2 protein-coding genes are annotated in these 2,096 nt (G+C 76.6%); both read right to left on the reverse strand.

Going from position 1 to position 2,096, the window contains the following annotated elements; genetic code table 11:
• Positions 1 to 45: 45 nt before the first annotated feature.
• The gene (locus VF665_RS23690) at positions 46 to 768 is read right to left on the reverse strand and encodes a hypothetical protein (RefSeq protein ID WP_331055958.1); all 723 of its coding nucleotides are present in this window, start codon (positions 766 to 768) and stop codon (positions 46 to 48) included.
• A 39-nt stretch (positions 769 to 807) separates the two neighbouring features.
• Positions 808 to 2,028 carry a hypothetical protein gene (locus VF665_RS23695; protein ID WP_331055959.1) on the reverse strand — a complete coding sequence of 407 codons (1,221 nt, stop codon included), beginning with the start codon at positions 2,026 to 2,028 and terminating at the stop codon, positions 808 to 810.
• Between the last annotated feature and the right edge of the window lie 68 nt (positions 2,029 to 2,096).

Consider the following 2,096-nt stretch of genomic DNA (forward strand, 5'->3'; position numbering starts at 1 on the left):
ATTCCCTATTCCCTATTCCCTATTCCCTATTCCCTGCCCCCCCGTTCACCGCACCGAAAACGCCCCCGAAAGCCGCAGCGTCTCCGGCGGCGTGCCCGCGACGCCCGTCAGGGCCTGGCACCCGGCGCCCGACGGGCCCGCCGTGGGGGTTACGAAGACGCCGCGCTGCACGGCGCGCAGGCGTACGTCCACGGTGCCCTCCAGCTCGCCCGACGCCGAGCGGGTGACGGTGAGCGTACCGCTCTCGCCCACCCAGGTGAAGGCGCAACTGGACGCACCGTAGCTGGCGAACGCCGCGCGGCTCAGGTCGAATGGCGGGCGCGCCATGGCGCCGAGCACCGTGTACGTCCCCGGCGCGGGCACGTCGCCCGGAACGACCAGCGTGACGCCCGCGCCCGACTGCGCGCCGGAGAGGGCTACGGCCAGGTTCACCGCGCGCACGGAGTCGCGGAACTGGTACGTGATCACCCGCCCCGATGCGTCGGTGTAGCCGCCGGACTTGGCCACCTGCACCACGGAGGACAGCGCCGCGCCGCTCCCCGCCACCGTCACCGGCGCGCCGCCCGCCTCCGCCGTGCCGCCGAAGCGCACGGACGCGCCGGCAAAGGCGTTCGGCCCGGAGCCGACGGCCACCGGGGTCGCGGCGACAGGGGTGTTCTCCACCCGGGGGGTGGTGCGCGGCGCCGGCGTGGTGGCGCTCTCGCACGCCCCGGCGGCCAGGAGCGCGGCGAGCACCGCCGCGCGCGGCATGAAGCTGTGTGGGATCATCGGGCCCTCCCGTCTCAGGTTTCTGGCGCCCGTTCCCGCTCAGGGCCGGGCGCGGGCGGCGTAGTACACGCCGTCGCCGCTCTTGAACACGGCCCACAGAACCCCGTCCGCTCCGCGCGCCGTCTCGATCTCGCTGTCCGACTCGCCCAGCGCGGCGAACAGCCGCTCCGCCGGGCTCCATCCCTCCGCGCCCAGCCGCATCTGCCAGTGCGTGGGGCGCCCTACCCCGCCGTCGCCGAAGCGGGTGAAGACGAGGAGGACGCGCCCTCGCCCATCCACCGAGAGCCGGGGCGAGTACAGGATCTGCCCCTCCGTCTGCGGCGGGGTGATCTCCACGGCGGGGCTCCACCGCCGCCCGTCCGCCGCGCGGGCGTGCATCAGCCGGCGCGGCGTCACTTCCCCGCCCCGCGTTTCCAGCCACACGGCGTGCAGGGTGCCGTCGCCCGCCGTGGCGAGCTGCGGCAGGTGCGAGTACTCGCGCGGGTCCACGTGCACGGGAACGGGCTCGTCCCACGTCCCGTCCGCCCGCCGCGCGCGCACCAGCACGTCGCTGCTCCCGCGCCCGCCGTGCGCCTCCGCCCATCCGGCCACGTACGCCATCACTCCGGCGCCCGGCGCCAGCGCGGGAGTGGCGCCGTCGCGCCCGGTCGGCACCGCCTCGCCCCACCGGCCGTGGGCCCATACGCTTTCCGCCAGCCCGGCCGCGGTCTCGTGCACCAGGTGCAGCCGTCCGCGCGCGTCCAGCGCCGCGTCCAAGTGCGTGAGCGGCATGTCCAGCGAGTCCGCCGCCGCGCGCACCACGGAGGGCGCGCCCCACGCCCCGCCGCGCCACACGCGGTGCAGCAGCGCGTCCGCGCTCCGCGGAGGGGTGCCGGGGCGAGTGTGCTCGTACCACACGGCGTGCACGCCGCCCGCGCCGTCGGCCACCAGCCGCGCCCCGTCGGAAAGCCCCGGCGACACGTCCAGCCGTTCCGCGGCGGACCAGTCCGCGCCCTGCATCCACGCATGCAGCAGCACGTCCGCAACGCCGTCTCCGTCCGCGTCGTCCGCCACCAGCGCGTGCGGCCGCCCGCCCGCATCCACCGCCAGCGCCGCGATGCGCGGGTCGCGCCCGCGGGTGGCGCCGAACAGGGAGGTGATGGGGACCGGCGCGCTCCACGCCGGCAGCGCGTCCGCCGGGCGGGCGGCGTCGCGGGCTTCGGCGGTGCCGCACGCGGCGGCGGCCAGAAGGAGGAGCGGAAGGGAGCGGGCCAGGGTCATGGAGAGCATCCAGGGGCGGCGGGTGCACCGGCGTTCAGAAACTCCGCGGTGCGCCGTCCGGGACCACC

This window comes from Longimicrobium sp. (genome assembly GCF_036387355.1).
Taxonomy (GTDB): Bacteria; Gemmatimonadota; Gemmatimonadetes; order Longimicrobiales; family Longimicrobiaceae; genus Longimicrobium.